The sequence below is a fragment of the Vreelandella zhanjiangensis DSM 21076 genome, from assembly GCF_000377665.1.
In the GTDB taxonomy this organism is placed as follows: Bacteria; Pseudomonadota; Gammaproteobacteria; order Pseudomonadales; family Halomonadaceae; genus Vreelandella; species Vreelandella zhanjiangensis.
In genome coordinates this window covers 482,970-505,684 of sequence record NZ_KB898646.1, presented here as the reverse complement: position 1 = coordinate 505,684, position 22,715 = coordinate 482,970, and the positions used below count along the sequence as shown (strand labels likewise).

Annotated in this window: 14 protein-coding genes and 2 pseudogenes; 10 read left to right on the top strand and 6 right to left on the bottom strand. The window is 56.6% G+C overall.

Going from position 1 to position 22,715, the window contains the following annotated elements:
* Positions 1–93: 93 nt before the first annotated feature.
* The 5 genes and pseudogenes from D467_RS20040 to D467_RS18945 all read left to right on the top strand — a co-directional run.
* Positions 94–2,109, top strand: a pseudogene (locus tag D467_RS20040) (type VI secretion system Vgr family protein); the annotation flags it as partial.
* A gap of 87 nt (positions 2,110–2,196) precedes the next feature.
* Positions 2,197–6,330 carry an RNase A-like domain-containing protein gene (locus tag D467_RS19630; RefSeq protein ID WP_371827757.1) on the top strand — a complete coding sequence of 1,378 codons (4,134 nt, stop codon included), beginning with the start codon at positions 2,197–2,199 and terminating at the stop codon, positions 6,328–6,330.
* A 15-nt stretch (positions 6,331–6,345) separates the two neighbouring features.
* A complete protein-coding gene (locus D467_RS0102175; protein WP_018915868.1) occupies positions 6,346–6,618 on the top strand; it encodes a contact-dependent growth inhibition system immunity protein in 273 nt (90 codons plus the stop codon).
* A 233-nt stretch (positions 6,619–6,851) separates the two neighbouring features.
* Positions 6,852–8,408 carry an RHS repeat-associated core domain-containing protein gene (locus tag D467_RS0102165; RefSeq protein ID WP_018915866.1) on the top strand — a complete coding sequence of 519 codons (1,557 nt, stop codon included), beginning with the start codon at positions 6,852–6,854 and terminating at the stop codon, positions 8,406–8,408.
* Position 8,409: 1 nt separating this feature from the next.
* The gene (locus D467_RS18945) at positions 8,410–8,670 is read left to right on the top strand and encodes a hypothetical protein (protein WP_051081699.1); all 261 of its coding nucleotides are present in this window, start codon (positions 8,410–8,412) and stop codon (positions 8,668–8,670) included.
* A gap of 216 nt (positions 8,671–8,886) precedes the next feature.
* Here the strand turns inward: D467_RS18945 and D467_RS19815 are convergent.
* Positions 8,887–9,006: pseudogene (locus D467_RS19815) on the bottom strand (IS256 family transposase); the annotation flags it as partial.
* Positions 9,007–9,390: 384 nt separating this feature from the next.
* Between D467_RS19815 and D467_RS19910 the strand changes: the two are divergent.
* On the top strand, positions 9,391–12,363 hold the full coding sequence (locus D467_RS19910; RefSeq protein ID WP_279614488.1) for an RHS repeat-associated core domain-containing protein: 2,973 nt from the start codon (positions 9,391–9,393) through the stop codon (positions 12,361–12,363).
* A gap of 14 nt (positions 12,364–12,377) precedes the next feature.
* Positions 12,378–12,773: a hypothetical protein gene (locus D467_RS0102150; protein ID WP_018915863.1), complete on the top strand. Its 396-nt coding sequence runs from the start codon at positions 12,378–12,380 to the stop codon at positions 12,771–12,773.
* Positions 12,774–13,219: 446 nt separating this feature from the next.
* On the opposite strand, the gene D467_RS0102145 is transcribed toward D467_RS0102150, so the two are convergent.
* Positions 13,220–15,109 carry a monovalent cation:proton antiporter-2 (CPA2) family protein gene (locus tag D467_RS0102145; RefSeq protein WP_018915862.1) on the bottom strand — a complete coding sequence of 630 codons (1,890 nt, stop codon included), beginning with the start codon at positions 15,107–15,109 and terminating at the stop codon, positions 13,220–13,222.
* Positions 15,110–15,374: 265 nt separating this feature from the next.
* Between D467_RS0102145 and D467_RS0102140 the strand changes: the two genes are divergently transcribed.
* From D467_RS0102140 to D467_RS0102130, 3 genes are read left to right on the top strand one after another with little or no spacing between them, the layout of a single operon-like run.
* Positions 15,375–15,650: a Trp family transcriptional regulator gene (locus tag D467_RS0102140; RefSeq protein ID WP_018915861.1), complete on the top strand. Its 276-nt coding sequence runs from the start codon at positions 15,375–15,377 to the stop codon at positions 15,648–15,650.
* Positions 15,651–15,653: 3 nt separating this feature from the next.
* Positions 15,654–17,069 carry an anthranilate synthase component I family protein gene (locus D467_RS0102135; protein WP_018915860.1) on the top strand — a complete coding sequence of 472 codons (1,416 nt, stop codon included), beginning with the start codon at positions 15,654–15,656 and terminating at the stop codon, positions 17,067–17,069.
* Complete coding sequence (locus tag D467_RS0102130) at positions 17,066–17,725, top strand: anthranilate synthase component II (RefSeq protein WP_018915859.1); 660 nt, start codon at positions 17,066–17,068, stop codon at positions 17,723–17,725. The genes D467_RS0102135 and D467_RS0102130 overlap by 4 nt, the downstream gene beginning before the upstream one ends.
* A 103-nt stretch (positions 17,726–17,828) precedes the next feature.
* Here D467_RS0102130 and D467_RS0102125 read toward each other — a convergent pair whose 3' ends face one another.
* The 4 genes from D467_RS0102125 to ppc form a co-directional block, all read right to left on the bottom strand.
* A complete protein-coding gene (locus D467_RS0102125) occupies positions 17,829–18,140 on the bottom strand; it encodes a hypothetical protein (protein WP_018915858.1) in 312 nt (103 codons plus the stop codon).
* Between the two features lie 166 nt (positions 18,141–18,306).
* Complete coding sequence (rluF, locus tag D467_RS0102120) at positions 18,307–19,368, bottom strand: 23S rRNA pseudouridine(2604) synthase RluF (protein WP_026285572.1); 1,062 nt, start codon at positions 19,366–19,368, stop codon at positions 18,307–18,309.
* A gap of 36 nt (positions 19,369–19,404) precedes the next feature.
* Positions 19,405–19,950, bottom strand: a complete 546-nt coding sequence (locus D467_RS0102115; RefSeq protein WP_018915856.1) for a DUF924 family protein — start codon at positions 19,948–19,950, stop codon at positions 19,405–19,407.
* A 70-nt stretch (positions 19,951–20,020) separates the two neighbouring features.
* Positions 20,021–22,669 carry a phosphoenolpyruvate carboxylase gene (gene ppc, locus D467_RS0102110; RefSeq protein WP_018915855.1) on the bottom strand — a complete coding sequence of 883 codons (2,649 nt, stop codon included), beginning with the start codon at positions 22,667–22,669 and terminating at the stop codon, positions 20,021–20,023.
* Positions 22,670–22,715: the final 46 nt, after the last annotated feature.

Below are 22,715 nucleotides of genomic sequence, written 5' to 3'. Positions count from 1 at the left end.
TTAACGCCTCTTAACCTCCAAGGGTTGCCCTTCCCGCTCAGCCCGCTACCCTAAGCGTTTCTCATTAGCAGACGCGGTTCAAGGAGCGATACGATGGCGGATAAAACAGGCCTGCAGTTTACTCTCACCCTACCCGGGGCTGATGATACTGCTGTTGTACGTTTTACCCACCGCGAAGCCCTTTCCGAACCGTTTTCGCTCTCTGTCGAGTTTGCCAGCCGCGCTCATGACTTAACCCCTACCGACTGCCTGGATAAAACTGCCACCCTCTCTATTTGGCAGGACGGCGAACCGCTACGCCGCATTCATGGCATTGTGAGCGAGTTCGCCCAAGGCGACAGAGGCCACCGTCGCTCTTTTTATCAGGTAGTGATTCGCCCGGCGCTGTGGCGGCTTTCCCTGCGCCACAATTCGCGCATCTTTCAGGAAACGCAGCCTTATGATGCGATCACCACCCTGGCCCAGGAGCGTGGCCTGACGGATATCGGCTTTGCCACCACGCGTACCCCGCTCGAGCGAGAGTACCTGGTGCAGTATCGGGAAACCGATCTGGCGTTTATCGAACGCCTGGCCGCCGAAGAGGGCTGCTTCTATTTTCATGAGTTCGAAAACGCGGAAGGCGGCGCCCACCGCCTGGTGTTTGCCGATGCCACCGCGGTGCTGCCAAGCGTGGGTGAGCGCACCTACCACGGCCGCGCGGGCGGCACGCCGCCCCGGCGCCATTTGCGTAAGCTGCGTCAGGTCAACCGGGTACGCCCGGCGTCCGCCATGCTCAAGGACTACACGTTTAAAAACCCGGCCTACGCCCAGCGGCACGAGCACCTGGCGCCAGGGCTAGGCGAGCACGCTCAGCGTGAGGATTACGAACACTTCGATTACCCGGGCCGCTACAAGAAAGATGGCTCCGGCAAGCCGTTTACCCGCCACCGGCTGGAATCCCTGCGCGCCGATGCATTGGTAGCCCAGGCCGAGAGCGACCTGCCCGAACTGGCCCCGGGCCTCTGCTTCACCCTGACCGACCACGACGTGGAGAGCCTCAATCAGGACTGGCAGGTACTCGGCGTGGTGCATTACGGCGAGCAGCCCCAGGCGCTGGAAGAAGACGGCATGGCGCGCGGTAGCGCCACTTCGGATCAAGCGGGCGAACAGATGACCCGCTACCACAACAGCGTCGAGTTGATGCCCCGGGACCAGACCTGGCGCCCCACGCCCAATCCCAAACCGCGCGTGGACGGACCGCAGGTGGCGTTCGTGGTAGGCCCCGAAGGCGAAGAGATCTACTGCGATGAACACGGCCGGGTGAAGGTGCAGTTCCCCTGGGACCGCTACGCCGAGCCCAATGAAACCGCCAGCTGCTGGATACGGGTGGCCCAAGGCTGGGCTGGCGGTGGCTATGGCAGCATGGCGATTCCGCGGATTGGGCATGAGGTCATCGTCTCGTTTCTGGAAGGCGATCCGGATCAACCCCTGGTCACCGGGCGTACCTACCACGCGGTGAACATCCCGCCCTACCCGCTGCCCGAAAACAAGACCCGCACCGTCATCCGCACCCAGAGCCACAAGGCCGAGGGCTTCAACGAGCTACGCTTCGAGGACGAAGCCGGTGAAGAGCAGATATGGCTGCACGCCCAGAAAGACCTGGAACTGCTCACGCTCAACGACCGCACCGAAGAGATCCGCCGCGACAGCCACCTGAAGCTGCACCGCAATCGTTTAAGCGAGATTCACAACGACGACCACCTGACGGTGCATAACGACCGCTTTACCCAGGTAAAAGGCGATGATCACCTTCAGGTGGATCAGACCCGCCACGAGTTCTACGGCGATTCGCAGCTGTTGGAAGCGGGTCGTGAGGTGCACTACAAGGCAGGTTCCCAGGTCGTGATCGAGGCCGGGGCGGAGATCACCCTCAAAGCGGGCGGCAGCTTTATAAAGCTCGACCCGAGCGGCGTGACCATTGTGGGTTCACAGGTGAGGATCAACTCCGGTGGCAGCCCCGGGCGTGGCCAGGGGCAGGCGATCGTGCTGCCGAATCTGCCGGGCGAAGCCGAGCCGGAAGAGAGCGAAGACGTCACCCTTGAACCCCACCAGGCGCCCCTGCTGAGCAGCGACATTGCCGCGGCCACCCCGCTGGCTCTGGAGGACATCGATATCACCGATGGTCTGGCCGACGACTGTAGCGCCTGCGAACCCGCCGTGGGCAGCCCGGTGAACCCACTGCTGGGGGCCAAGCTGCTCCCCGCCGAGACTGATTTTGCGTTACCCGCGCCGCGCCCTTTTGTGTTCAGCCGGGGCTACCTTTCCAGCAACGCACGGATTGGCGTACTCGGCCAGGGCTGGTCGCTGCCTGGCGAAAGTCTTGCCATTACCTTAAAAGATGACGCATGTATCGTGCATGACGCTCAGGGGCGAGCCATCACCTTTGGCCCCCTCGGCCCCGGTCAGGCGCGCTTCTCGCCTACCGAACAGCTGTGGATACGCCGTGGGGGTTCGTCAGCTAAAGACAACGCGCTGAGTGACGATCTCCGCTGGCAGGCGCTGGACGAGACGCTGCGCGACGACCCCGCGCGCATCGTGCTCAGCGATACCGGCGGCCTTTACTACGTGTTTGCTCGCCCCGAGGAGGCCGGTACACGCTGGCCGCTGATCGACGAGCGCGACCGTAACGGCTATGCCACCGCGTACCAGTGGGACAATGGCCTGCTGACCCGCGCCATCGACAGCGCCGGGCGCCACTACCAGTTCGTCTACGACGCCCTGCTGCCCCGGCAAGCCGATGATGCCGGTCAGCGCCTCACCGGCGTCAAGCTGGTTCAAGACCACGACGGTAGCGTTCAGGATGATTGGCTGGTGCGCTACTCGTTCAGCGCCGCCGGCGACCTGCTCGCCGTGCGCCACCGCCATGGCGAAGTGGTGCGCGAGTTCGAGTGGCAGGAGCATATGCTGATTGCCCACCGGGTGCCCGGCGGTATGGAAGCCCACTACACCTGGGACCGCCACGCCCCGGATGGCCGCGTCATCGGCCAGCAGGAAGCCGGCGGCCTCGCCCGGCGTTACACCTATCACGTCGATCATACCCAGGTCACCGACAGCCTGGGCCGTGAAGAGACGTACCACTTCGTGGGCAGCGGCCCGGGCAAGCGCTGGACCGCCCACACCCGCGCCGACGGCTCGCGCATCGAGTTCCGCTATGACCGCGCCGGGCACAAGGTGGCGACCATCGACCCGCTGGGCCGCGAAACGCTGATCGAGCGCGACGACAGCGGCCAGGTGATCGGTCAGGTCACGCCGGATGGGCAGCGTTGGACCCTCGAGCGCAACGCCATGGGCGATACGAGCAGCGTGGAAGGCCCCGAGAACCAGCGCTGGCAGATTACCCGCAACGAACGCGGCCAGCCGCTGGAGATCACCGGGCCGGAAGGCACGACCACGTTTGCCTACGACGACGAGCGCCTGCCCGACCGCCCTACTACGGTCACCGACCCGGTGGGCGCCACACACCAGCGCGAGTGGAACGCCTTGGGCCAGGTCACCGCCCAGATCGACTGCTCCGAGCAGCGCACCGAGTACACCTACGACCGCCACGGTTTTCTGGCCAGCATCACCAACGCCCTGGGCGAGACCACCCGCACCCAGCACGATGAGATGGGGCGGCGGACCGCCACCCAGCAGCCCGACGGGCTCTACTGGCACCAGCATTATGATCCTCAGGGCCGCCTGGTCGAAGTGGAAGGCCCCCAGGGCTTTCGCCAGCAGTTCTTCTTTGACGAGCATGGCCGCCCGGCCCAGCGCATCGAGGCCGATGGCAGCCACCAGTTCACCGCCTATGACGAGGTGGGCCGCCTGAGCGAGTTGACCCTGGGCAACGGCGCCGTCTACCGCTTCACCTACGACGCCATGGACCGCCTGGCCAGCGAGACCGGCCCGGATGGCCGTGAACAGCAGTACCGCTACGATGAAGCGGGCCAACTGATCGAGCGTATCGAAGCCGGCCGCTCCGGCCCGGACGATCAGCCGCTCGCCACGCGCTACGAGTACGACGCCGCCGGACGCCTTGCGGCGCGTCATTTGCCCGCTACCGAGCATGCCCCGGCAAGCAACGAACACTACCGCTGGAGTGCCAACGGCCAACTGGCGGGCGTCACCAATGAGCACGGCGAGGTCACGTTTGCTTACGACCCCACCCGACGACTGCTCGTCGAACATCAGCGCCATGTCGGTATCGATGGTGACAGCGGCTGGCAGTGGCAGCAGCACCACACGCTGACCGCCAACGGTGCGCCCCAACAAAGTCAGTTCGGCGCCCTGCCCGCGCTGAACTGGCACACCTACGGCAGCGGCCACCTGCACGGAATGAGCGCGCCCGAGCTAAATCTGGAGATTGATCTAACGCCCGACGCCCTGCACCGGGAGACTCAGCGCCGCTTGAGCCTGGGCAGCAGCGAGCAGACGCAGCCGCTGATTATAGAGCGCGGCTATACCGAGCTTGGCCAGCTGGACCACCTCACTCTGCACGGCGCGCAGAACGGCAGCGGCCAGCAGTACCAGTACGACGCCCTGGGCCGCATGAGTTTCCGCAGCCTGAAAGGTAATCCAGCGGAAAAGGTAATTGCTTACCGTTACAACGCCGCTGGGTATTTGATCGGCAGCCAGCATAGCGATCACGCCCACCGCTACTCGGTGGATGCGGCGGGCAATCGGTTAGAGCCACAAGGCAATCAACAGACGCTGCCTGATAACCGCCTGACTCAACTCAACGGCGCACGCTACCGCTACGATGGTGCAGGCAATCTAATCGAACGCCAGCAGCCTGACGGCGAGCGTCTGAACATGGGGTTTGATGCCGCCAACCGGCTGGTGCAGCTCACCCACACCAGCCCCTATGGGCATACCACGGAGGCCACCTACCGCTACGATGGACTGGGCCGCCGAATCAGCAAAACCGTACGCCATACCGATGGCACCACGGCCACCACCCACTACGGCTGGGACGGTGATCGTATCGTACGGGAAGACACCGAGAACCAGCGCACCACCGTGGTCTACGAACCGGGCCGTTTCGTGCCCATGCTGCGTATAGACGATACCCAGCAAGGTCCATCAGTCAGCGCCTATATCACCGATGCGCTGGGTACACCGATGCAGTTGGTCACCCCCAGTGGCCAGCCCCGCTGGCTCGCCGAGCCCGACGACTGGGCGGCGGTCAAAAACCAACGCGCGGTGCGTAACGTTACTCAGCCAATCCGGTTCCAGGGCCAATGGCACGACGAAGAGAGCGGACTTTACTACAACCGCCACCGCTACTACGACCCGCAACAGGGAAGGTACATCAGCCAGGACCCGATAGGTCTCAAGGGGGGCACCAACCTGTACGGCTACGTGACTAACCCGACGGGAATGGTGGATCCATTGGGATTGGCAGGAGCGGCTGTAGCAACAAGTGCGGCTGAGGGGGCTGCGGCTCTTGGCGGACGAGTAACCATTCCGAAGTGGGCCACTAATCCGGTGGGGGCATTTGTTTTAGGCATGTGGCCCACCCCGATGGGCGACGGAACGACAGAAGGACCCTTGTATACGGGAACCGTGTTTGCGCCTGCCGACCGCCAGAGCAGCCCTAGTACGCCTATCGACCGGCCCAGCCGCCCTGATACACCTACCGAACGCCTGGGACGCTATGACACGCCTATCGTTGATCAGCATGGCTGGACCACTGAGCGGCCAAGCCTTCAGCCAGGTGGCTGCCGCAGTGAACAACCCATTGGCGAACAGATTAGCTGTCCCAGCGAACTCCCTATTATTGAACAGGGTGGTTGGGCAAGCGGACTGCCCATTGCCGGGCCATTGCAGGGTGACAATACAATTGGAGGTGGCTATCAGCCTGCCGGAACGGATATGATCGGCGGGGCGGTGTATAGTTCAGCTTCAAACGAGACTTCTTTGATCAAGAGTGAAACTGGTGGAACACTTATTTTTCATGAGAATCTCGATGGGCATACCATAAGACGACATGTAGGAAAGACTGACGAACAATTGCTGCAGAGGTTAGAAGCTGAGCCAGATATTTTAGGCTCCTCAACATACCCAGACTTAGAGACGGCTCAAAGGGCGACTGGAGAGGTGTTATCAAGAAACCGTGATAGCATCCAGAATTGGCTGACAAGCTCTAAAAATAGACTTCCGCTTGACGAAACTCTCGATTACGAAGTAGGGCGTGTTATTCCTCAAGGTGCTACGGCATCTCAGCTAACTAACAGGGCGTTTGTTCTTTTAGCAAAAGATTCTATGTCGCCAAGTGGTTATCGCGTTCATACATCGTTCCCAAAGCCATAAAGTTAGGAGTGAGTCGTGAGTGAGATATTTGAATATTTTTTCAACGCATATTTCCATCAAGATTGGCGTGATGACTATGACTCATCATTAGCCGCAGTGGAAGATTTTGCAAATTCCGAGTCGACTGAATCCGTAGTTCAGCTGGCTCAAGCTCTCAAGGAAACCATGAACAATGGAGAATTGCCCCAAAATACTTTTAACAAGTTTGGTGGTAATTTTAGACCAGAATCAGAACATATGACTGTTAATGAGTGGATAGGAAAAGCGTTAGATATTTTGGATAACTAGGTGTTTGGTTCTGGAGTGTAATGGCTAAGAACGCAACAAAATATTGCATCTCTTTCAGCCAGTACTGAGCAGTACTGCTGGGGTGCCAACGGCCAGCTCATTTATGTCATCGATGAGCACGGGGAAGTGACACTTCAATACGATAACGCACAGCGGCTGGTCGGCGAGCAGCAACATCACACCCTCACCGCCAACGGCGCGCCGCAGCAAAGCCAGTTTGGCGACCTGCCCGCGTGAACTGGCACACCTACGGCAGTGGCCACCTGCACCGCCTGAGCGCGCCGGACCTGAATCTTGAAATCGCCTTGGAGCCCGATGCCCTGCACCTCGAAACTCAGCGCCGCATAAGCCTCGACGGTGGCGAACAGACCCAACCGCTGATTCTGGAGCGCGGTTATACGAACCTCGGCCAGTTGGATCACCTCACCCTGCGCGGCGCGCAGGCCAACGGCGGCCAGCAGTACCAGTACGACGCCCTGGGCCGAATGAGCTTCCGCGCCCTGCAAGGCAAGCAATCCAAAGTCATTGCCTACAGCTACGATGCCGCCGGCCGCCTCACCGGCAGCCAGCACGGCGACCAGGCCCACCGCTACGCCGTCGATGCGGCGGGTAACCCCCTCGACGGCCAGCAGCCGGTCACCGACAACCGCGTCACGCAGCACAACGGCGCCCGCTACCGTTATGACGGCGCGGGCAACCTGATCGAACGGCAACAACCGGACGGCGAGCGCTTAACACTCGGTTATGATAGCGCCAATCGCCTGGTAAGCCTCACCCACACCAGCGCCTACGGCCACACCACGGAGGCCGCCTACCGCTACGACGGCCTGGGCCGCCGGATCAACAAGACCGTGCGCCACACCAACGGCACTACTGCCACTCCCCACTACGGCTGGGACGGCGACCGCATCGTGCGGGAAGAAAGCGACAGTCAGCGCACCACGGTCGTCTACGAGCCGGACAGTTTCGTGCCCATGCTGCGCATCGATGAGACTCAGCAAGGCCAAATCCTCAGCGCTTTCATCACGGATGCGCTGGGTACGCCCATGCAACTGGTTGCCGCCAACGGCGAAACGCAATGGCAGGCACAGCCTGATGATTGGGCGGCGGTGAAGAACGAGCGTGGGAATACTGATCAGCCGATTCGTTTTCAGGGTCAGTGGCACGATGAAGAAAGCCGACTCTATTACAACCGCCACCGGTATTACGACCCGCAGCAAGGGCGGTATATGAGTCAGGATCCGATTGGGCTACAGGGTGGCACGAATTTGTATGTGTATGTGTATGTGTATGTGTATGTGTATGTAATAAATCCTATTACTTTTATCGATCCAAAAGGTTTAGAAACAGAAGTTATTATATTTGAAGGGGTAGGATGGGGTGGATCATCGTTAGGCCATGTTGCTACCAATATTAATGGTACTAATTACTCATGGGGACCTAGTGGAATGTCTATTTTACCTCACCAGGAATATATGGAAAGAAACGATTTTAGAAATGCCAAAGGATATATTATTGATCTTTCACCCAGCCAGGAGGCTCAGCTTGAGCGTAGACTTAGATGGCAACAAGGTAAAGGTAGTTATAATGCGTTAGTTTTTAACTGCACTGATCCCTTAGAAAGAGGGTTAGAAGATTTAGGGCATGATTTGGGAATAAATATAACTCCTAACTCGTTATCCGAATCACTTTCAGAGGCTGGATTGATAAAGCAAGAGGATTTTTATAGTAAAAACCCTGACTATGCAGAACCAAATCGATTTGAAAACGCGCCTTGGGCTGGGTGGTGATATGAAATGGTATGTTGCAGGGTTGTGTTTATTAATTGGTGTGTACGTTTCCGCAAGTGTAGGGCTAGGTCTTATGAAAGGATACCCTTGGAAAGATATGGACTGGAATGAAAATGGGAAGGTTGGGTTGGCAGAGGTGATGAGAGCCAAAGATATAGGAATGAGGGAGTTGGATGATGGTTGCAAAGAATATTTCTATTACAAAGATGGTTTAACAGTCAGGTTGGTTTGCCCTTCAGAAAAAAGTAAGCTTAGATATTAACCACAACACATTTAGTGTATCAGTGATTGCATAAGTTCGACCAGCAGGAGCCACGGTCAGTTCGTAAAAGCGACCGCAAAGGTGCTCTGCTGTAAAGTCAGTTCAGCGATCTATACCTAATATAAACAGGTAAACCTACGATAGTGGCCACCTATGGTTTGAGCACGGCCATATCAACCTTATCGAGAGTGTTCAAAAACTCTGTGTCAGCCAGCCTCATAAACTGAGGTGGTGTTCCAGGCGCCCCGGGAAGCGGATAGCCATCTGGGACAGTGTCAAATTCCAGTTCTATACGGGGTGCGTCCAGCGCTCAGAAGCCTTGAGTATACCGGCATAGAACGGGCGGCGGCTACGGCAGCATGGGCATTCTGCGTATCGGCCACAAGGTCATCGTCTCGTTTCTGGAAGGCCACCCGCTGGCCGCTGATCGAAGAGCGCGACCGTAACGGCTATGCCACGGCGTACCAGTGGGACAATGACCTGTTGGTGCGCGCCATCGACAGTGCCGGGCACCACTACCAGTTCGTCTACGACGCCCTGCTGCCCAAACAAGTTGATGATGCCGGTCAGCGCCTCACCGGCGTCAAGCTGGTTCAGGACCACGACGGCAGCGCTCAGGACAACTGGCTAGTGCGCTACTCGTTCAGCGCCGCCGGTGACCTGCTCGCCGTGCGCCACCGCCATGGCGACGTAGTCCGCGAGTTCGAGTGGCAGGATCACATGCTGACTGCCCACCGCGTGCCCGGCGGCCTGGAAGCCCACTACACCTGGGACCGCCACGCCCCGGACGGCCGCGTGGTCGGCCAGCAGGAAGCGGGCGGCCTCGCACGACGCTACACCTATCACGTCGATCACACCCAGGTCACCGACAGCCTGGGCCGTGAAGAGCTGTATCACTTCGTGGGTAGCGGCCCCGGCCAGCGCTGGACGGCCCACACCCGTGCCGACGGCTCGCGCATCGAGTTTCGCTACGACCGCGCCGGGCGCAAGATCGCCACGGTCGACCCACTCGGCCGCGAGACGCTGATCGAGCGCGACGAGAACGGCCAGGTGATCGGTCAGGTCACGCCGGATGGGCAGCGTTGGATCCTCGAGCGCGACGCTATGGGCGATACGACCCGCGTAGAAGGCCCCGAGAACCAGCGCTGGCAGATTACCCGCAACGAACGCGGCCAGCCGCTGGAGATCACCGGGCCGGAAGGCTCGACCGCCTTCGCCTATGACGATGAACGCCTGCCCGACCGCCCTACTACGGTCACCGATGCGGTGGGCGCGACGCACCAGCATGAGTGGAACGCCTTGGGCCAGGTCACTGCCCAGATCGACTGCTCCCAGCAACGCACCGCCTACGCCTACGACCGCCACGGTTTTCTCGCCAGCATCACCAATGCCCTTGGGGAAATCACCCGCACCCAGCACGACGAATTGGGACGCCGCATTGCCACCCAACAGCCCGACGGCACCCACTGGCACCACCACTATGACCCGCAAGGTCGGCTGGCCGAGCTAGAAGGCCCGCAAGGCTTCCGTCAGCAGTTCTTCTTTGACGACCACGGCCGCCCGGTGCAGCGTATCGAGGCTGACGGCAGCCATCAATATACCGCCTATGACGACATCGGCCGCCTGAACGAACTCACCCTGGGCAACGGTGCCGTCTACCGCTTTGCCTATGACGACATGGACCGCCTGGCCAGCGAAACCGGCCCCGACGGCCGTGAACAGCAGTACCGCTACGATGAAGCGGGCCAGTTGGTCGAGCGCATCGAAACTAACCGCACCGGCCCGGACGGCCAGCCGCTGGCCACGCGCTACGACTACGATCAGGCCGGGCGTCTGACCGCCCGCCACCTACCGGCCACCGAACACGCCCCGGCCAGCAGCGAACACTACCGCTGGGGCGCCAACGGCCAACTAATGAGTGTGACCAACGACCATGGCGAAGTGACGTTCCAGTACGACCACGCTCAACGGCTGACCGGCGAACAGCAGCGCCACGTAGGTCTCGAAGGCGGAAGCCCCTGGCAGTGGCAGCAACACCACACCCTCACCGCCAACGGCGCGCCGCAGCAAAGCCAGTTTGGCGACTTGCCCGCGCTGAACTGGCACACCTACGGCAGCGGCCACCTGCACGGCCTGAGCGCGCCGGACCTGAACCTGGACATCGCCTTGGAGCCCGACGCCCTGCACCGCGAAACTCAGCGCCGCGTCAGCCTCGGCGGTGGCGACCAGACCCAACCGCTGATTCTGGAGCGTGGTTATACCCACCTCGGCCAACTGGATCACCTCACCCTACGCGGCGCGCAGGCCAACGGCGGCCAGCAGTACCAGTACGATGCCCTGGGCCGGATGAGCTTCCGCGCCCTGCAAGGCGATCACTCGCAGGTAATTGCCTACAGCTACGATGCCGCCGGTCGCCTCACCGGCAGCCAGCACGGCGACCAGGCCCACCGCTACGCGCTAGACGCCGCCGGTAACCGCCTGGACGGCCAGCAGGCCCTCTCCGACAACCGCCTGGGCCAGCTCAACGGCACCCGCTACCGTTACGACGGCGCGGGTAATATGATCGAGCGGCAACAACCGGATGGCGAGCGCCTGACGATGGGCTACGACGGTGCCAACCGCCTGGTAAGCCTCACCCACACCAGCGCCTACGGCCATACCACGAAGGCCACCTACCGCTACGACGGCCTGGGCCGCCGAATCAGCAAAACCGTACGCCACACCAACGGCACTACTGCCACCACCCGCTACGGCTGGGATGGCGACCGCATCGTACGGGAAGAAAGCGACAGTCAGCGCTCGACCATTGTCTACGAGCCGGGTAGTTTTGTGCCCATGCTGCGCATTGATGATACCCAGCAAGGCCAAGCGCTCAGTGCTTTTGTGACCGATGCGCTAGGTACGCCCATGCAACTGGTGGCGCCTAATGGCGAAACGAAATGGCAGGCGCAGCCTGATGATTGGGCGGCAGTGAAGCATCAGCGCGGCAGCACAGCGCAGCCGATTCGCTTTCAGGGTCAGTGGCATGATGACGAAAGCGGGCTGTACTACAACCGCTACCGGTACTATGACCCGCAGCAGGGCCGGTATATTAGTCAGGATCCGATTGGGTTGCAGGGTGGGACGAATTTATATGGGTATGTGACGAATCCGATGGGAGCGGTGGATCCGTTAGGCTTAAATCCAGCGGCCGCATGTGTGATTCCCGCTGTTACTCCCGCATGCGCTTCAGCAGCGCAATGGCTTGCAGGCTTAGGAGTGACAGCGACTACAGCTGCTATAGCTGTTATCTTTGGACATAATTCTAGCGCACAAGATGCGGACCAAATAACCAATGTGCGCCTCTCAGCAGCTGGCATTAGTGATTTAAATGAAAGAAATCCATCTCAGACATACTTCCACTATACAAATGAAGAAAACCTATCTTCAATTATGTCATCCGGGGTTATACGAGCAGATAATCGGAATCGTGTATTTATGACTACTGAAGGTAATTACTCACCTGAGGTAGCTCAGCAAGCTCTTTTCATGGGTAGAAGAGGCCAAAGTGCAACACATATGATGTCTTTTCAACTAAGAGACGGTGTACAGTTATCACCTGGCACTCAACCTAATGAGTTAATTCATCATGGCTCACTAAGAATTGGTCGGCAAATTGAAAGCGTGACATATACTGGACCTAATCCAAATTAAAAGGATGAATAATTATGATGTTTGAAAGCTATTTTGAACTTTTGTTTTTGCATCGAGCTTTGCTTGAGGCTAAGTTTTCAGAATTGCCAAACGATCCAGATGTGGCAGTTAGCCCTCAGATAGCAAAAATATCAAATCAAACTGTCGATGAAATTATTGCTATCTTAGAAAAACAAGGAAACAAAAAAGAAGCAGATAGCTGGAGAGAATGGAGGGAAACTTTAAAATCACGCCCTAGAGAGCTGAAAATTATAAAATCAAACATAGACCTAATGAAGGCGAACAACTCTTGGGCCTCACTTTCCAATAATGAGAAAAAAGATACTATTAAAGACCTTGCTGCACCATTTTTCTTAAATAAAGATGAAATTGAAAAAATCATTGGTACATGTGAAAACATAATATTATAGAATAATATATCACTATATTGAAAAGAAAAGTAATCAATGCAAAACTGAACACTGGAAAACGCATGCCAAAATTATCGTTAAAAGCTGCGTTTATTTTCATGGATCAATTATAAGGAAGGTGTTTTAAATGATTTAGGTTTTTTTAAACTCAATCTATAAAAGCACTAAGGATATTATGCCTATATGATGTTCGTAAGAGCAGACATCTGACGCCCTGTATGTATCTTAGATTAGCTGTACTCCAGTCAATATCCTACTATGACTTTAGTTTTCGATACTAACCGGGTGTTCGGCGGTATAGACGTCCCTGTAAGCTCCAGAACCTATCACTTAGCAGTAGGGTAATTCCCCCGGAAAATAATCGCGCAGTTAGAAACGCCAAGCCAGCTCAATCAACTCAGCGCATTAGTTCATTTTGAGGCTCAATTAAAATCTCTTTACCTACCCTACTGCTCACTTTTATCGGGCGGCGTCCAGATAGGGACATCAGCGCGCTCGGGTTCTCGCCAGTCTTGCTGCATCGCGCTGTTGAGTGATTCCTCCAGTTTCATAAACAGCTCACCGTAACGCGGGCTAAAGCTGATGCCGCCTTCAATCTCTTGCCAGGCTTCAAATAGCTCATCTTCGTGGGCTTTTTCGTTTTGCACAAACGACCAGGTCATCTGCTTCGCCCGCATGGGGTGCACGCCCATGGCCGTCAGCGCGTGGCCACCCAGCTCCAGCGCGGAGTGGTAGGTTTCACTGACCACATCATCGGCGCCAGCTTTACGCAACTGATACCCGTGCCCGCGATCAAAGGCCCGCGCCAACACCCACACGTTAGGGTAATAGTGCTTGACGTGCTGGATCATGTGCACCGCGCGCTCGCGATCGTCGATGGCCACCACCAACATCCTGGCGCTTTCGATGCCCGCTCGTTCCAGAAGATCCGAGCGGCTGGCATCACCAAAGTAGCTTTTGATATTGATCCGGCGTGAGTTTTCAATCTGCTCAAGCTCAAGATCCAGCACGACCATAGGGATATTATTAGCCCGCAGTAAACGGCAGATGATCTGCCCAAAACGTCCTACCCCAGCAACGATTACCGGCGCCTGTTCTTCGATATCATCGGCGTCGCGCTCCTCCCCTTTCGCGCTCAGGTAACGGGGTAGAACAAGTCGGTCATAAGCGATAAAGAGAAGTGGTGTCAAAAACATCGAAAGCGCCACTACCAGCGACAGAATCTGCGCAGTATCCGGCGCAATAACGCTGCTTTGTACGCTGTAGGTCAGCAACACAAACCCAAATTCACCGGCCTGGGCCAGGCTCAGCGCAAACAGCCAAAAGTTACTTCCACGGATCTTGAACAGCCAGGCAAGCGCCAGCAAAACGATGGCTTTAACCGCGATGACCGCTAACCCCAATGCAACGACGGTGGCCCACTCGGCCGCCAATACTTGAAAATTGATCCCGGCGCCCACGGTGATAAAGAAAAGCCCTAATAGAAGCCCTTTAAATGGCTCTATATTGGCTTCCAGCTCATGCTTGAACTCACTGTTGGCAAGCACTACGCCCGCTAAAAATGCGCCTAACGCGGGTGATAAATTCACCAAGCTCATTAGCGCTGCAATACCAATCACCACCATCAGTGCGGTGGCGGTAAATACTTCGCGAAGCCCAGCCCCTACCACGTAGCGAAACAGCGGCGGGCCCAGGTAATAACCGCCCGCAATAACCGCGGCAATGGCACCGATGACGACCAGAGCATGGGCCCAGCCGGGAAGATGCGTTACCAGATTGAAACTGCCGTGGTCATCTCCACCGCCACCGGTTCCCATCAATTCCGGCAGCGCCAGCAGCGGAATCAAGGCGAGCATGGGGATAACGGCAATATCCTGAAATAGCAGCACCGAAAAAGCGCTACGCCCGCCCTCGGTTTTAGCCAGGCCTTTTTCATTTAACGATTGCAGTACGATAGCGGTGGAGGAAAGCGCAAAAATTAACCCGACCGTTAAGGCCGTTTGCCATACCAGACCCAACCACCAGGCGATGGCCGTACCCGCAATGGCGGTTATCACGACTTGCAACCCGCCAAGCCCTACCAAACGGACCCGCATTGCCCAGAGGCTTTTGGGGTCTAGCTCCATACCGACCAGAAAAAGCATCATCACCACGCCAAATTCGGCAAAGTGCTGAATAGTGGTGGTCTCTTGCCCTACCAGTCCAAAAACCGGCCCAATGGCAACCCCGGCCACGAGATATCCCAGCACCGACCCCAAGCCAAACCGTTTGGCAAGCGGCACTGCGATTACTGCCGCCAGAAGGTAGATAAATGCCTGGATAAAATAAGCCGTCATGCCGTACCCCTTAATCAAGATGACGGTATAGTAATCTATTACTGTCTGCGAACAACCACCTTCCTCAAGACCCATTAGCGTTGAGCATTTAACGCCTTTCCGCCAGCTTTCCCATCAACCCTATTGCTAACCCCAACGCCAGCCCTATTTCTTCCAGCTCTATTTCTTCCAGCCCTATTTCCAAGTCTGGGAATTACTTGACTTCCTCGCCGATCAATATATCGTACTAGTACGCTAGTACAGCCTTTCTATTACCGGTGCGCTCATGTCTTCACACAACTCGTCTTCACATGATTCCTACCACGCCGAATTGATTACCTATCTATTGGCGATTGAAAGCCCGGACGCCATGCATGAAGCGCTAAGTAATCTGCTAACGCCAGCAGAATATCTGGAAATCAGCAAACGGCTGCAAATTTTCAATCTGCTCCGTGATGGTGTTCCCCACCGCAAGATTGCGGAAATGTTAGGTGTTGGCATTGCGACCGTTTCGCGTGGTTCACGCGCGTTAGGCACTTCTTACCCATTACTGGAACGCTGAACCATGACCACCCAATCCATGCCCACATCGGCCAGCCCGCGCCCGTTTACTCTGCCGCGTAAACCTCACTACGTCACGCTCGCGGCGGACTGTGATTTCTTTGCCTTATTCAAGAAGATAGAAAAGCAGTTTGCTACCTGCTACATGCTGGAGTCACTGGGCGAAGATAGCCATATGGCGCGCCATTCGATTATTGGCTTTGACCCTGAGTACACTATTTACGCGAATGGCCAAACGCTGAGTATTGAAGACCGCGACGGCCATACCGAGCACTATCCAAGCGACAACCCTTATGCCCTGCTGCGTAGCCTGATACCGCAAAATATTATTTCGCGAAAATATGCTGGCGGGCTAAGCGGCTATTTAGGCTACGACGCGATGCAATACTTCGAGCCTACGCTTTCGTTAAAAGCCAATGATGACTTCGATACGTTTCGTTTTGGGCTTTATAAAGATGGGCTTATCCTCGACAAGATGACCGGCGAGGTAACCTACTTCTATTACGACCATAGCCGCTTTGATTTTCTGCAAACACTTATCGACGCCGAGGATATCGAGAGCGACGAACTGAAAATCACCTCGCTGGGCGACACCATGAGCCAGTCAGAACACGCCGCGGCGGTCGCCAAGGTCAAGCAGGATATTATCGACGGCAAGGTGTTTCAGTGTGAGGTCGGGTTTAAAAAGCGCTTTCGAGTAGAGGGCGATACGGTCGCCCTTTACGATCAGCTGCGAACGATTAACCCTTCGCCGCAGATGTACTACATGAAGTTTGGTGAGCAGAAGCTGATTGGCGCAAGCCCTGAACTGCTGTTTCGTCTACGCCAGGGTGAAATGGAAACCTTTCCTTTGGCAGGGACGACGACCCGGGGCCAAACGGCTCAGGAAGATACCCAGCTGGCGAGGGCGCTGCTTAACGATCCTAAGGAGATTGCCGAGCACAATATGATCGTTGATCTGCATCGTAATGATATTGGCCGGGTTGCCCAGTTTGGTACCGTTAAAGTACGCAGCCTGATGGATATCAAGCGTTTTAGCCACGTTCAGCATATCTCTAGCGAAATTGTTGGCATTATTGCAGAGGGAGAAGACATGTTTAGCGCACTGGCCAGCAACTTCCCGGCCGGTACGTTGACCGGCGCGCCCAAGATTGAAGCCATGAAAATCATCGATGACCTGGAAACCGATGGCCGCGGACCGTATGGCGGCGCGGTGGGCCAGTTTTCGTTTAACGGCGACTGCACCTTTGCCATTCCTATTCGTACCGTATTTGTAAATGGCGAGAACGCCTATGTGCAGACCTGTGGCGGCAACGTGTTTGATAGTAACGCAGACGATGAGTATGAAGAGATTCGACGTAAATTCGCGGGTACACGTAAAGCCCTAGCGCCCTTTATGGATTCGGAGAGCCCAGCATGAAAGTGTTGATCATCGATAACTACGATTCGTTTACCTACAACCTTTATCAGTTCATTGGTGAGATTCTCACTACGGAAAAAAACCGCGGCTCGCTTGACGATTTTGACATTATCGTTGAGCGCAATGACCAGATTGAGTTTGCCGATATTGTCGCGATGGCACCTGACCGCATTATTATTTCACCGGGTCCCGGCTCGCCCGATGACCCGCGCTACTTTGGCGTATGTGCCGATGTAATCAAGGAGTTGGGTAAAACCACCCCCCTACTGGGCGTTTGTTTAGGCATGCAGGGCATTGTGCATGTGTTTGGCGGCAAGGTGGTAAAAGCGCCGTTACCCATGCATGGCAAGATCAGCCCAGTCACCCATGATCAGCAGTCGGTATTTAAAGGCGTACCCGACCAGCTAGAGGTAATGCGCTACCACTCGCTGATTGCCGATGCAGACTCGCTACCTGAATGCCTGCAAGTGACCGCCACGGTGGGTAGCTTGCAGACTGCTGACTTTGAACAGCGCAGCCGCTGGAACGCCGTCGGCGAATTCGAGTTAATGGGGGTCAAACACCGCGATTACCCGATTCACGGCATTCAGTTTCATCCGGAATCCTTTGCGACCGAAGGTGGCAAAGAGCTGATTGCCAATTTTTTGCTGGCATAGCGATTGATTGACATTGCTTAACTGCATAAAAAAACTGGGGTTGCGGTCTGCAACGCCCAGCTTTTTAGTGTTGAAGTATGAAGACTTAAGCGTAACGCCTCCGTTAACGCCCTTTGCCTTCATCACCCAAGGTAAATGAGGGCGGATCACTGGCGGGGAACGTATCTTCGACCGTGTCGTCTACGTCGCCTTCGGTCCAATCGCCATTGACGCTATCAGCCGAGTAAACCGTGTAATCTTCGGCAAGCGTCAATTGACCATAATTTTCGCTGAGGTCATTTCGCTCTACCCAGATCCGACTACCGTCTGATTTGAGTATTTCAAGTTTCGTTTCAGCACTGGCATCCGACACGGTGCCTAGTACGCTCCCATCCTGGGTATATATTATGGCATCTTGCAGCTCAGGCTTTGCCATCACAAGGTCCTCCATTGATATCCGAGTATCAATACCTTAGTTGGCGTTCTCATACTTGGGCAAGGTACGGGCGTCAACTTTGCTTTATAGCAATATTGAGATTTCTAAGCCTCATTTGCTTATTGAGGATAACTGTAACCAAAGCCCGTGCAAGCACCTAAAAAGCCTAACGTTTTGTTTTGGGGCGCGGTGCTTTTCCACGTGCAGCGGGTTTTCCAGCACTGGGGCGAGCCTTACCCGTAGGCTTGCCACTGCGCTTGCCTGCCGCTGCGGGTTTACCCCCCGCGGCGGCTTTTGCCTTGGGATGTGCCTTGCCAGCCGCACCGGGCTTACCCTTAACGCTTGAGCGCGTTTTACCCGAAGCTGATTTTCCGGCTGCAGCTTTACCATTAGCCGGTTTACCAGAGCTGTGGGATTTTGCACCCGGCTTACCCTGACGCGCATTTTGGCCGTTTTGCGTGCGGGGCTTGGCTTTCGGTTTAGCCTGTTTGGGCGCTGCCGGGGTAGCTTCAGAGCCTTCGGTAAGCGTGATAATCGTATCGATCTCTTTGGGCGTTAAATCGCGCCAGTCCCCTAGCGCTAACCCTTTAAGCGATACGTTCATGATCCGAGTGCGAATTAGCTGAGTAACCTCGTAGCCAAAATATTCACACATACGGCGAATCTGGCGGTTCAGGCCTTGCACCAGCGTAATCGTAAACGCAAACGTGGAGACTTTCTCTACGCTGCACTTTTTGGTCACCTGCCCCAGAATCGGCACGCCTTTTTGCATGCCTTCAACAAATTCATCCGTGATCGGCTTATTAACCGTCACTTGATACTCTTTTTCGTGATTGTTGTTGGCGCGCAGGATCTTGTTAACCAGATCACCGTTATTGGTCAGAAAAATTAGACCCTGAGAGTCTTTATCCAGCCGACCGATGGGAAAAATACGCGCGCCATGTTTTACAAACTCAACGATGTTGTCTTTTTCACTCGACTCCGTGGTGCTCACAATGCCCACGGGCTTATTGAGTGCAATCAGAATCAGGTCTTCTTCCTCCTGAGGCTCGATCTCCTGACCATTCACTTTTACCCGGTCGCCCGCCACCACCTGATCACCCGTGGTGGCCCGTCGGCCGTTGATCCAGACGTTACCCTGCTCCACAAACCGGTCCGCCTCTCGGCGCGAGCAAAGGCCGCTTTCACTGATGTACTTATTGATTCGGGTCGATTTTCGTAATGACATAACACGCCGTAAGGCTAAAAGGAGTTAAAAGCACCGCTAAAAAGAGGAGCCTGGCTGTTTTAAAAAGGCGATCTCTTCATCGGTTGATGCCCTCCCCAAAACCGCATTGCGGTGTGGGTAGCGGCCAAAGCGATCAATAATCACCTTATGGCGAATTTCAAAATCCAGGTTGTTTTCAAGCCCTGGCTGGTCAAACAGGCTAAGCGCCAGCGCGTGAATTGCCTTGGACTCGCTGTGCATATACGGCATATACAAAAAGCTACGCTCTGCGGGGCTTAGCTCATTATCCGCACCTGCCGCCACGGCTTCCTGCGCCAGGGCTAAGGCCAACGCATCATACCCAAAGGCGCGGGCGTTATCGCGGTACATATTGCGTGAAAACTGGTCGAGCACAATAATTTCGGCCAAACGGCCGTGGGGAGTCTCGCGCCATGAGTAGCATTCACACTGAGCAACTCGGGCGTGCAGCTCTGCAAACCGGGTAACAATTACCCGATCCATCTCGAGATCTTTTTTAAACCATTGCGCTGGCGTTAGTTCGTTAAACCAGAACTGCAGCACCGCTTGGGCATCTGGATTCATTGACGACTCCTGAAGTGTTAATTTATGCCGCCAGCGGCGCTGGCGGCATAAGCACAACTAGCCTGGGCACCTAGCCGGTATTGCGTAAGCCCGCGGCAATACCGGCCATCGTCACCATTAGCGCGCGCGAAAGATCCGCACTAATGGCGCCATCGGCATCGCGGTTACGCTGTAAAAGCTCGGCCTGTAATCCGTGCAGCGGGTCAATATAGGGGTTACGCACGTCAATCGCCTGACGAATCAGCGGCGTATTCTCAAGCAGCTTTTCCTGCTGCAGAATATTCAACAGCACCTCTTCCAGGCGGGCAAAGCGTTCGCGTAGCTCTTTGCCCAGCAATTTAAGCGACGGCTCGTCGACCAGGCGGTGTTCATAGTACGCGGCAATGGCGGTGTCGGCCTTGGCGAGCAGCATCTCCAGCATGTCCAGATAAGTGCCAAAAAACGGCCAGTTCGTACGCATCTCCTGAAGCACTTCCAGTCCGCCCGGCTCCTCCAGGCGGCGGGCGAAGGCCTCGCCACTTCCCAACCACGCGGGCAGCATCAAGCGGATCTGTGTCCAGGCAAATATCCAGGGAATCGCGCGTAGCGTTTCAACACCTCCATCCTGGCGTCGCTTGGCGGGACGCGAGCCGAGCGGCAAACGCCCCAGCGCGCCTTCCGGCGTCACCGCGCGGAAATACGGCACAAAATCCGGGTTTTCACGCACGATACCCACGTATCCTGCATGCGCAATGCGGGCGAGTTTGTCCATCTCTTCGCGCCAATGGGGCTCTGGCGCGGGAGGCGGCAGCAAGGTGGCCTCAAGCACAGCACAGGCATAAATTTCCATTGAGCGAAGGGCAATGTCCGGCTGGCCGAACTTGAAGCGAATCATCTCGCCCTGCTCAGTGACCCGCAGGCTGCCATTTACCGAACCCGGGGGTTGCGACAAGATAGCGGCGTGTGCCGGGCCGCCCCCACGGCCCACGGTTCCACCACGTCCGTGGAACAGGGTCAGATCAACGCCATGCCGCTCACAAACATTCACCAGCGCTTCCTGGGCGCGGTACTGAGCCCAGGCAGCGGCTAACTGCCCGGCATCTTTGGCGGAGTCGGAGTAGCCAATCATGACTTCCTGACGATCCCCGATCAGCGCCCGATAACCGGGTAGCGTCAGTAGCTGTTCGATTACGTCACCGGCATGGTCCAGGTCATTGAGCGTTTCAAATAGCGGCGCAATGGGCAGCGTGACCTCACCACCAGCTTCTTTCATTAACAGCGCCACGGTGAGTACGTCCGACGGCTCGGCGGCCATGGAGATAATGTACGTGCCGAGCGCTTCAGTATGTTCCTGAGCGATCACCTTAAAGGTATCCAGCACCTCACGGGACTCAGCGGAGCACTCCCAGCGGCGCGGAATAAGCGGGCGCCGCGAGGCAAGCTCTTCCAGCAGAAAGGCCTGGCGCTGGGCTTCGTCCCACTCTTCATAGTGGCCAAGCCCCAAGGTGCTGGTGAGCTCTTCGATGACCTGAGCGTGGCGGCTGGCTTCCTGACGCAGGTCCAGCTTGGTAAGCGTAACGCCAAACACGGCGACACGGCGCAGAGTATCCAGCAGTGAGCCGTTGGCGACGGTATCCAGCCCCACATCGCAAAGCGAGCGATAGCAGGCAAGCAATGGCGCGTATATCTGATCGCGGGTTTCAACAATCGGACCGCCATCATAATTACGACCATCCAGCTTGGCCTTGGCCCAGTCACGGGTAGATTCCATTTTAAGCAGCAGGCGTTTAAGCAGTTCGCGATACGGCTCGGCCACATCGCCGACTTCGGCTTTCAAAGCGCTGTTTGCCTTCCACATGGAGAGCTCGGTTTTGAGCTGCTCTAAATCGCGCAGGTAAAGGTCTGCGGCCATCCAGCGCCCTAACAGAAGGACTTCGCGAGTAACGCGTGCGGTCACATTGGGGTTACCGTCGCGGTCCCCACCCATCCACGATGCATAGCGAATAGGCGCGGCATCCAGAGGCAGGCGCTCGCCGGCATTCTCCAGAAGCAGGTTATCCAGGTCGCGATGAAAATCCGGTACGGCCTGCCACAGCGAATTTTCGATGACCGCAAAGCCCCATTTGGCCTCATCAACCGGGGTAGGTCGTTCATGACGAATTTCATCGGTATGCCATGCTTGACTAATAAGCTCTTCGAGGCGCCCCTGGGCGCGAGCGCCGCGCTCGGGGTAGCCTTCAGAACCCTCAATCGCGGTCAGACACTCATCGATAGCATCATATTTTTGAATCAGCGTGCGGCGGATAACCTCGGTTGGATGCGCGGTAAGTACCAGCTCGACACGCATGTTGGCGAGAGTTTCCACCAGCTTACGCGGTGAATTACCCGCCTGCTGGGCACGCGCGAGTAGCTCATCCAACGCTGGTTGTGAGCCAGGTTTGTAATCTTCCACGCGCCGAAAGCGTGCTCTATAGTGCTGCTCGGCAATATTGGCAAAGTTTAGAAACTGGTTGAAAGCGCGCGTTACCGGCAGCAGGTCACGCTCAGGTAATTTACGTAAATATTCGATAAGTTCGCGCTGCTGGAGGGAATCTCCTTGGCGACCACGCTTGGCATGTGCCCGGATTGTTTCTATTTTATCGACAAAAGCTTGGCCCAGATCGTCGGCGATTGTACGCCCCAGGCTATCGCCCAGAATACGGACGTTATCGCGCAGCGATTCGTGTAGGTCATGACTCATTGGCAAGGCCTCCTAGCGGGGTCGCGTCGTTATCAGGTTAACGTTA

Bases quoted from the DNA above. Each gene is read 5' to 3' on its own strand.
- D467_RS18945 (WP_051081699.1), top strand. From the start codon at position 8,410: ATGAAATGGTATGTTGCAGGGTTGTGTTTATTAATTGGTGTGTACGTT.
- D467_RS19910 (WP_279614488.1), top strand. From the start codon at position 9,391: ATGCTGACTGCCCACCGCGTGCCCGGCGGCCTGGAAGCCCACTACACC.
- D467_RS0102150 (WP_018915863.1), top strand. From the start codon at position 12,378: ATGATGTTTGAAAGCTATTTTGAACTTTTGTTTTTGCATCGAGCTTTG.
- D467_RS0102145 (WP_018915862.1), bottom strand. From the start codon at position 15,109: ATGACGGCTTATTTTATCCAGGCATTTATCTACCTTCTGGCGGCAGTA.
- D467_RS0102140 (WP_018915861.1), top strand. From the start codon at position 15,375: ATGTCTTCACACAACTCGTCTTCACATGATTCCTACCACGCCGAATTG.
- D467_RS0102135 (WP_018915860.1), top strand. From the start codon at position 15,654: ATGACCACCCAATCCATGCCCACATCGGCCAGCCCGCGCCCGTTTACT.
- D467_RS0102130 (WP_018915859.1), top strand. From the start codon at position 17,066: ATGAAAGTGTTGATCATCGATAACTACGATTCGTTTACCTACAACCTT.
- D467_RS0102125 (WP_018915858.1), bottom strand. From the start codon at position 18,140: ATGGCAAAGCCTGAGCTGCAAGATGCCATAATATATACCCAGGATGGG.
- rluF (WP_026285572.1), bottom strand. From the start codon at position 19,368: ATGTCATTACGAAAATCGACCCGAATCAATAAGTACATCAGTGAAAGC.
- D467_RS0102115 (WP_018915856.1), bottom strand. From the start codon at position 19,950: ATGAATCCAGATGCCCAAGCGGTGCTGCAGTTCTGGTTTAACGAACTA.
- ppc (WP_018915855.1), bottom strand. From the start codon at position 22,669: ATGAGTCATGACCTACACGAATCGCTGCGCGATAACGTCCGTATTCTG.